Here is an 8,883-nt window from a genome sequence, read left to right on the forward strand (position 1 = left end):
AACTTAAACTCTGGTAATCTTGGCTCCGATAGCACGCAAACGTGTGTCAATATCTTCATACCCGCGGTCTATCTGTTCTATATTATGAATAGTAGAAGTGCCTTTTGCAGATAACGCTGCTATTAACAAAGAAACTCCTGCTCTAATATCCGGAGACACCATTGTCGTTGCTTTTAAAGTAGATTTGAAATCATGACCGATTACCGTGGCACGGTGCGGATCACAAAGAATAATCTTTGCGCCCATGTCAATTAGTTTATCTACAAAGAACAAACGGCTTTCAAACATCTTTTGATGAATAAGTACTTCTCCTTTTGCCTGTGTTGCCACAACTAGGATGATGCTTAACAGATCTGGTGTAAGGCCAGGCCATGGTGCATCTGCAATAGTTAGAATAGAACCATCTATAAAGTTCTGTATCTCATATCCGTTCGTATGCTTAGGAATGAATATATCATCTCCCTTTCTTTCTACGGTAATTCCCAACTTTCTAAATACCGTTGGTATCTGACCCAAATCGTTCCAACTTACATTTTTAATGGTAAGTTCACTTTTGGTCATAGCGGCCAGTCCTATCCAACTACCTATTTCAATCATATCCGGAAGCATAGTGTGCTCTGTTCCTCCCAAGGACTCCACCCCTTCAATTTCCAGTAGGTTAGAACCAACACCGGAAATCTTAGCTCCCATGCGGTTCAACATCTTACATAACTGTTGTAAGTAAGGCTCACAAGCAGCATTGTAAATGGTAGTTTTACCTTCGGCCAAAACAGCCGCCATAAGAATATTGGCAGTACCTGTTACGGATGCTTCATCCAGCAACATGTAAGTACCTTTTAGTTTTTTGGCTTCAACACCATAGAAGTACTCTTCTCTATTGTATCTGAACTTCGCACCAAGTTTTATGAATCCTTCAAAATGGGTGTCCAACCGTCTACGGCCAATTTTATCACCGCCCGGTTTAGGAATATAACCTTTACCAAACCGCGCCAAAAGCGGACCTACCAACATGATAGACCCTCTAAGACCACGACCATCTTCTTTAAATTGGTCGGATTGGAGATAATCCAGATTAATATCGTCTGCCTTAAAGCTATATGATCCTTTTGCTTTCTTTTGGATTTTTACGCCCAAATCTTCAAGCAAGGCAATCAGCTTATTGACATCTACGATGTTTGGAATGTTTTTTATGGTAACCGTTTCATTCGTTAGTAGTACGGCACAGAGAATCTGTAGGGCTTCATTTTTTGCCCCTTGTGGCGTTATTTCACCAGAAAGTTGGTGACCGCCTTCAATTTTAAAGGTACCCATGTAAGATTGAGGAGTATTAGTATCGCTTTTTACCGCGATTGTTATTGTTACGTTGGTTATTTTTCTTTCCTGAATTATTATTCCTTGGAGTTTTAGCTACCCGGTTTTTCAAAAATTGACCGCTATCGGTAAGGCTTTCTCCTTTTAAATCTATTTGACCGTCACTAAGTTCAAGTAGGTGTTTGAAAATAGCGGAATCATCAACAGTATCTTTGTTCCAGTTCAGGTAACATTTTTTCATGTGGTTGGCAATAGCATACTCTAAGCCATCTCGCATATCTCCTTTTTCCCATTTAACGGCAACATCGATCATTCTTTTAATGTTGTTTCCGTAGAAACGGTATTTTGGGAAATTCTGTGGATATTCTAAAGGCTCCGGGCGCTTTCTTAACACCTCTTTGCTTGTAATGGGAAAAGGCGATTTTACATCCAATTTAAAATCGGACATGATAAACAACTGATCCCACAGTTTATGCTGAAAATCAGGCACATCTCTTAAATGTGGCTGAATATTACCCATAACACTAATAATTGCTTGGGCCACTTTGTTTCGCTCTTCATCGTCCTCTATTGAGATGGCGTGATCTACCATTTTCTGAAAATGACGCCCGTACTCGGGAATGATCAATTTTGACCTCTCCGTATTATATTCTAGGTTTTCTACTAAATTCAAATTGAAAAATTTTGCTTAAAAAATAAGGAAGTGTTCTTATAACGTCTGCAAATTAAGAAAATTATGGTTCAAATACTATTTATAGGGATATAACCCCATCAACCTTACCCACTTCTTGGTATTTCTCTATAACAGCATCTGCACTTTTCATATTTACCGTAATTGAAATACTGGTATATTTTCCGTTTTTAGACTCTTTCAAATCGATTACAGCTCCGGTATTATCAAAAATCTTGTGAATATCACTAATTTTTCCTGCATTAGTTTGAACTATAAATTTGTACAGGTAATTAGAAGGCCAGGAAGAGGTGTTTTCCAATTGTTCTCGTAAGCGCTTGTAGAACGCTTCTGGTGTTTCTTTGTCCATATAACGGTTTTATACAAAGATAGCGGATACCTTTCAATTTTAAAATCCTTGCGGAATGATTACTTTTGCACGAACAACAATTATCTATTGGATCTTAAAAGAGTAGTTATTACAGGGGGGCCGAGTACGGGCAAAACATCAGTTATTGAGAACCTTGAGCAATTGGGTTTTCCGTGTGTACATGAACTTATACGGAGTATGACTTCATTAGAGAAAAACGAGGATAACGCAGGTGATTTTCTAGTTAATCCTATTGTTTCGGTAAAAGACCCTAAAAAATTTAACCAAAGCCTTTTAAATGGGCGAATAAAGCAGTATGAGGATTCTAAGGAAACTGCTGGGGAAGTTGTTTTTTTTGATCGGGGAATACCAGATGTACACGCTTATATGAACTGTTTTGGGCAGACCTACACCAAAGAGTTCGAAAAGCCTTGTTATACGTATAGGTACCACCAGATTCTATTAATGCCGCCGTGGAAAGAAATCCATGTTGTAGACAATGAACGCTTTGAATCTTTTGAAGAAGCAGAACGGGTTTATGAGCATCTTAAATCTACCTATGAACAAGTGGGCTACCCTATAACGATTATACCAAAAGGAAGTATCGAAGAACGTACCGATTTTATTTTAAAACTGCTAAATCTAGACTAATGCAAGAAGACCCGATATCCATTTTACGGCAATATTGGGGCTTTACAAGTTTTAAAGGTTCCCAGGAAAAGATTATACATGCCATTTTAGACAAAAGAGATGTTTTGGCCCTCCTGCCTACTGGTGGTGGAAAGTCCGTTTGTTTTCAGGTGCCCGCTATGGCACAGGAAGGCATATGTATAGTAGTCTCTCCCCTAATTGCATTAATTCAAGATCAGGTAGAAAGTTTAAAAAGAAAAGGAATCAAAGCCCTTGCCTTAACGGGTGGAATTCCTTTTAACGAGCTTCTGGACCTGCTGGATAATTGTTTATACGGCGGATACAAATTTGTATACCTATCACCGGAACGTTTGCAACAAGAGCTGGTACAAGATAAAATACGGCAAATGAACGTAAATCTGGTAGCTATAGATGAAGCGCACTGTATTTCTCAATGGGGACATGATTTTAGACCTGCTTACTTGGAGTGTTCAGAACTCCGCAAGTTATTGCCACAAACACCAATGGTAGCACTAACGGCAACTGCCACAGATAGAGTTGCCCATGATATTGTAGAAAGCCTGCACTTAACGGCTCCGGTGACGGTAACGGATTCCTTTGCCAGAAAAAATATTGCCTTCAAAATTTTATGGGAACAAGACAAGCACTATAGATTGGCCCAACTTTGTTCTAAAATCAAGAAAAGTGGAATCGTTTATGTAGGCACACGAAGAGCTACCGTAGAGCTTGCTCAATTTTTAAACTCTAAAGGATGCAGTGCCACTTTTTTTCACGGTGGAATTACCAAAAAAGAGAAAGAAAAGAAACTGGACCAATGGCTAGCGAACGAAGTCCAGATTATGGTGGCCACCAATGCTTTTGGTATGGGGGTAGATAAACCGGATGTCTCCCTAGTGGTACATTACCAAATACCGGACTGTTTGGAGAATTACTATCAAGAAGCAGGAAGAGGCGGCCGTGATGGTTCTGCTGCAGAGGCCGTTCTTATTACGAATCCCAATGACGAAGAGCAACTTAAAAACCAATTTTTAAGTGTACTTCCGGATACTGCATTTTTAAAGAAATTATACAACAAACTCAACAACTACTTTCAAATAGGATATGGGGAAGGAAGCAATGAAACGCTACAATTCAACTTTAATGAATTTGTTCACACCTATAAGCTGAATTCCTTTTTAGCATATAATGCCATGAAAATCCTAGATCGGAACTCCGTTATTTCCCTATCGGAATCCTTTTCAAAGAAAACCATTGTTCAATTTATCACGGAAAAGGATGCTATTTTTGATTACCTGGACTCGCATAAGGGGGCCGCTAGTATCATACAAACCATTTTAAGGACCTACGGCGGCATTTTTGATTTTGAGACTAAAATCAATCCCGGGCTCATTTCAAAAAAAATCAATACTTCGGAAAAACAGGTATTTAAAGTATTGGACCAGCTTAAAAAGGATAATATTATAACCTATGAAGCACAACAGAGCGATCTGGAAATAACCTTTCTTGTGCCTCGTGAAGATGACCTTGCCATAAATGTATTTGCCAAGGAAGTAGAAGAACAAAATAAGGTCAAAACCGATAAAGTCTTTCAAATGATAGACTATATCAAGAACGATAAAAAGTGTAGAAGCCGGCAGATTCTTGAATATTTTGGTGAAACCGACACGGAAGATTGCGGCATATGTGATGTTTGTATAAAGAAAGATAATACTACAAAACCCACTTTTAATGAAGTTTCGCAAGAAATCAGAACTTTGCTATTAGAATCCCCAAAAACCTCAAGAGCACTTATAGCGGTAATGAATTATAGCGAGAAGTTAATTTTAAGAGCTTTGCAGCTGATGTTGGAAGATGGGGATATCGAAATAAACACAAAAAATCAATATCAAATACAATAGACCTTATATATAGGTATAAAAAATAAAGGAACACAATGAAGGATTTACGCATCGTCTTTATGGGAACCCCAGAGTTCGCTACCACTATTTTAGCAAAATTAGTTGAGAACGATTATAATGTGGTGGGTGTCATTACCGCTCCGGACCGGCCTGCCGGCAGAGGCAGAAGTCTGCAACAATCGCACGTAAAGAAATACGCTCTGGAAAAAGGGCTGAAAGTTCTGCAACCCACCAATCTTAAGAACGAGGATTTTTTAGACGAGCTAAAGTCCTTGAACGCAAATCTTCAGATTGTAGTAGCGTTTCGCATGTTGCCAAAAGCGGTATGGGCCATGCCAGAATACGGTACGTTTAATCTACATGCCTCCCTCCTTCCCGATTATAGGGGTGCCGCACCTATTAACTGGGCTATCATTAACGGAGAAAAAGAGACCGGCGTCACAACCTTTTTTATAGATGATAAAATTGATACCGGAGAAATCATATTACAGGACCGTACTACTATAGATGAGACCATGTCTGCAGGAGCACTGCACGATAAGCTCATGGATATGGGCGCAGACCTGGTTCTTAAAACCGTAGAAGCAATAGAAAAAGGACCAGTGGCCACAATTGCACAACCCATTTCAAAAGAATTGAAAGAGGCATTTAAAATACACAAGGAGACCTGCCAAATAGATTGGAGCAAACCTATGGATGATATCTTTAATCATATAAGAGGATTAAGTCCTTATCCCGGCGCATGGACCACTATGGTAAATGATGATGAAAAGGTTTTTGTGAAAGTATTTGAAAGTGCGAAAGAAATTACTGACCATCAATTACAAGTAGGAGCTATAGAAGTAAGTAAAAAAGAACTAAAAGTTGCGGTAGATGGCGGCTATATAAACCTGTTGGAAATACAGTTGCCGGGCAAGAGAAAAATGAAGATTCAAGATGTTCTGAACGGCCTAAACTTGCAAAAAAATGCTCAAATGGTGTAAAGCCCTACTATCATTGGGCTGCGAGAAGCGTAAAAAAACCCCTACTTTATCAACAAACACCTATAGTTATTAACAAAAACGGCGATTTCCCCCTATTTTACTTGCGTTGGACATAAATCCCTATAAATTTGTTTAACATTAAAATACGTTTAACAACAATTAATTAATTGAATTATGAACAAAACAGAATTGATCGATGCAATGGCAGCAGACGCCGGCATCACAAAAGCGGCAGCAAAAAAAGCATTAGAATCTTTCTTAGGAAATGTTGAAGGATCTCTTAAAGGAGGTAACAGAGTTTCTTTAGTTGGTTTCGGATCTTGGTCAGTATCAAAAAGAAACGCAAGAGAAGGAAGAAACCCATCTACAGGTAAAACTATCAAAATTGCAGCTAAGAACGTTGTTAAGTTCAAAGCAGGATCTGATTTAGCTAGTTCAGTAAACTAAGCTTTACTGATTTATAATATAGAAAAGCGTCTACATTGTAGACGCTTTTTTTTTATTCGTATTTGCTATTTATAAGAAATGTCTTATTTTAGTTATGATTACTCATAATAATTATGGTAGACCTAAAACCAGAAAAAGGCAAACTCTTAATTGCCGAACCAACCTTAACCGGAGACGTATCTTTTAATCGCTCCGTTGTTCTCTTGGCAGAACATAACAAAGAAGGCTCTGTGGGCTTTATTTTAAATAAGCCTTTGGAGTATACCATTGGCGAGCTTATAAATGAAATAGAAATCCCTTTTCAGGTGTATAATGGCGGTCCCGTAGAACAAGACAACCTATACTTTATCCATAAGGTTCCGGAATTGATTTCCAATAGCATTGAGATTTCCGACGGTATCTATTGGGGCGGAGATTTTGAAAACACCATAGACCTTATTAACCAGAAAGTGATTTCCGAAGAAGACATTAGGTTCTTTCTTGGATATTCCGGTTGGTCCTCGCTTCAATTGGATAAAGAATTGATGTCCAAATCATGGGTAGTTGTAGAGAACGATTATGAAAGTGCCTTGATTCATAAATCTTCCGAAGCCTTTTGGAAAGAAAAAATGGAAGAATTAGGTGGCGATTATCTACTTTGGTCCAACTCTCCTGAAAATCCTAGTTTAAACTAGCCAGGCCCCTACCTACTCTTAAGAAAGTCTTGCTGCGGCATTTAATTTGCCCAAAAGACCCTTGGCGGTAGTATTTACAAACTCTTTCTTCCTGTATTTGGTTATAGGCTGTATACCTGCAATACTATTGGTAATAAACAATTCATCTGCCTTTTGAAGTTCAAAAGGGGATATTGAGGCTTCCTCAAACTTGTAATCCTCTAGTTTTGAAAGGATATCTATCAACTTTTTTCGAATAATACCGTTTAGACAACCCTCTTTAATAGGGGGTGTTTTTATAACGCCATCCTTCACTAAGAACAGATTTCCGTTTAAGGCCTCCACTACTTGCTTTGAACCGTTCAATAGCAAACAGTTCTGATAATCGTTTTCTTTGGCAAAAATACTGCCAACAACATTTATGATCTTGTTATTGGTCTTAAGTGTAGACAACATATCTGCATTTACGTAGAAGTCCTTAAAGAGCTCTACTTCATACGGTTCCTCACTAAGAATATAAAATGGGTTTTTAAGCGGCACGGCCTCTATACAGTAGTTTATATCATTGGAGGTAGGTAAGTAGAAACCACCCTTTTCCCGAAACACAGAAAATCTAACCCTAGCTTGGGAAGCTATTAGATTATTTGCTTCCACGGTTTCGCTTATTTTAGATTCTAGGAACTCCATAGTGAACTCCATAGGGATTTCCATACGCAGTATACGCATAGATGCCATAAGCCTAAGATAGTGGTCCTCCCAGAAAAACAACTTTCCGTTTACCATTCTCATGGTTTCAAAAAGCGCATCACCATAGCGAAGCCCTCTGTTCTGGTGGTCCAAGAATTGTGTGTTTTCCTTTAGAAGATTTCCGTTGTAATTAACCATAAAAAAAGTCCCGATAATTATCGGGACCAAATATAAGGTGATATTAGAAGAATACGGTTATTTAGAACCTAAAACCTGCTTTAGATCCGTTACCTGATTCGTCCATAGCATTTTAGCTTCATCTACTTCGTCTTCCTCTGCAAAGTCTGTTATAAAAAGGGAAACGTCCTTGGTGATTTCATCAACGATGATTTTCATTTCAAAAAATGAATTGTCATCATTTTCAACCCAAGCGAATTTTACAAATTCATCGCTTTTACGTTTTAATAACTTGGCCTCTTCCTCAGATCCGTCCCATATAAAACTGAACATTTCACCTCTAGAGTTAACATTATCGGCAAACCATTCTGAAAGTCCTGAAGGGGTTGACAAGTACGTATATAGCAACTGCGGTGAAGATTGTATTACAAATTCTAGTTCAAATTTTATTTTATCGTCCATTCTTAAGTGTTTACGTGCGGCAATATATAGATTTCCTTATGATAAAAAAATAAAAGAGATAGAATAATTTTAGCAAAGTATTGCCCAAGAACAAGAAATAAACTTTACATTTGCAGCCGTTATCAAAATAATTATGCGGCGAGGTAGCTCAGTTGGTTAGAGCGTCGGATTCATAACCCGGAGGTCGGGGGATCGTGCCCCCCTCTCGCTACAAGGTTTAAAACCATCAAAAACAGCGGTTTGTGTACTCACAAGCCGTTTTTTTATGCCTTGTATTTTTAGTTTACTTAGAGCGTGTACAATACATAGGAAGTACCTAGTACAGGATTCGTTCTGTTTTTAGGTTAGTATTTGCTTTATAGACTTAAATAATACTTTTAATAAATTGGTTCACGGCCAAATTTTCTAAATGCAAAATTTAAAGACCCATTATCATCCGGATGTAGTTAGTTTAGAAGGCAAATCTATTGTCACGAGGCTGGCTACCAGAAGTATTGCCATGCAAGGTAATTGTATTCTATTGGTTTATACGGAGCGCTATGAAGATTATAGTCTGCCTGGTGGCGGCTTAGAT

At 38.3% G+C, this 8,883-nt stretch carries 10 protein-coding genes and 1 tRNA gene; 6 read left to right on the top strand and 5 right to left on the bottom strand.

Annotated elements, in window-relative coordinates:
* Positions 1-3: 3 nt before the first annotated feature.
* The 3 genes from murA to KO521_RS08935 form a co-directional block, all read right to left on the bottom strand.
* Positions 4-1,311 (bottom strand): UDP-N-acetylglucosamine 1-carboxyvinyltransferase, encoded by a 1,308-nt coding sequence (gene murA / locus KO521_RS08925; protein ID WP_215939543.1) that lies wholly within the window; start codon positions 1,309-1,311, stop codon positions 4-6.
* Between the two features lie 16 nt (positions 1,312-1,327).
* On the bottom strand, positions 1,328-1,984 hold the full coding sequence (locus tag KO521_RS08930) for a DUF4290 domain-containing protein (RefSeq protein WP_215939544.1): 657 nt from the start codon (positions 1,982-1,984) through the stop codon (positions 1,328-1,330).
* Positions 1,985-2,063: 79 nt separating this feature from the next.
* Positions 2,064-2,351: a DUF493 family protein gene (locus KO521_RS08935; protein WP_215939545.1), complete on the bottom strand. Its 288-nt coding sequence runs from the start codon at positions 2,349-2,351 to the stop codon at positions 2,064-2,066.
* An 87-nt stretch (positions 2,352-2,438) separates the two neighbouring features.
* Between KO521_RS08935 and KO521_RS08940 the strand changes: the two genes are divergently transcribed.
* The 5 genes from KO521_RS08940 to KO521_RS08960 all read left to right on the top strand — a co-directional run bounded on the left by KO521_RS08940 (position 2,439) and on the right by KO521_RS08960 (position 7,004).
* Positions 2,439-3,002 (top strand): AAA family ATPase, encoded by a 564-nt coding sequence (locus tag KO521_RS08940; RefSeq protein ID WP_215939546.1) that lies wholly within the window; start codon positions 2,439-2,441, stop codon positions 3,000-3,002.
* Complete coding sequence (locus tag KO521_RS08945) at positions 3,002-4,900, top strand: RecQ family ATP-dependent DNA helicase (RefSeq protein ID WP_215939547.1); 1,899 nt, start codon at positions 3,002-3,004, stop codon at positions 4,898-4,900. Before KO521_RS08940 ends, KO521_RS08945 begins: the two co-directional genes overlap by 1 nt.
* 35 nt (positions 4,901-4,935) lie before the next feature.
* Positions 4,936-5,883: a methionyl-tRNA formyltransferase gene (gene fmt, locus KO521_RS08950; protein ID WP_215939548.1), complete on the top strand. Its 948-nt coding sequence runs from the start codon at positions 4,936-4,938 to the stop codon at positions 5,881-5,883.
* A 174-nt stretch (positions 5,884-6,057) separates the two neighbouring features.
* Positions 6,058-6,330 (top strand): HU family DNA-binding protein, encoded by a 273-nt coding sequence (locus KO521_RS08955; RefSeq protein ID WP_194527026.1) that lies wholly within the window; start codon positions 6,058-6,060, stop codon positions 6,328-6,330.
* A gap of 113 nt (positions 6,331-6,443) precedes the next feature.
* Entirely contained in the window at positions 6,444-7,004 is a 561-nt protein-coding gene (locus KO521_RS08960; protein WP_215939549.1) for a YqgE/AlgH family protein, read from the top strand.
* Between the two features lie 18 nt (positions 7,005-7,022).
* Here the strand turns inward: KO521_RS08960 and KO521_RS08965 are convergent, their stop codons facing one another.
* Both KO521_RS08965 and KO521_RS08970 read right to left on the bottom strand, forming a co-directional pair.
* Complete coding sequence (locus KO521_RS08965) at positions 7,023-7,868, bottom strand: aminotransferase class IV (RefSeq protein ID WP_215939550.1); 846 nt, start codon at positions 7,866-7,868, stop codon at positions 7,023-7,025.
* A gap of 57 nt (positions 7,869-7,925) precedes the next feature.
* A complete protein-coding gene (locus KO521_RS08970; protein ID WP_215939551.1) occupies positions 7,926-8,309 on the bottom strand; it encodes an START-like domain-containing protein in 384 nt (127 codons plus the stop codon).
* Between the two features lie 137 nt (positions 8,310-8,446).
* Here KO521_RS08970 and KO521_RS08975 point away from each other — a divergent pair.
* A tRNA-Met gene (locus KO521_RS08975) sits at positions 8,447-8,520 on the top strand.
* The last annotated feature ends 363 nt before the right edge of the window (positions 8,521-8,883 follow it).

Origin of the sequence: Zobellia uliginosa (genome assembly GCF_018860745.1) — a bacterium.
GTDB classification, from domain to species: Bacteria; Bacteroidota; Bacteroidia; order Flavobacteriales; family Flavobacteriaceae; genus Zobellia; species Zobellia uliginosa_B.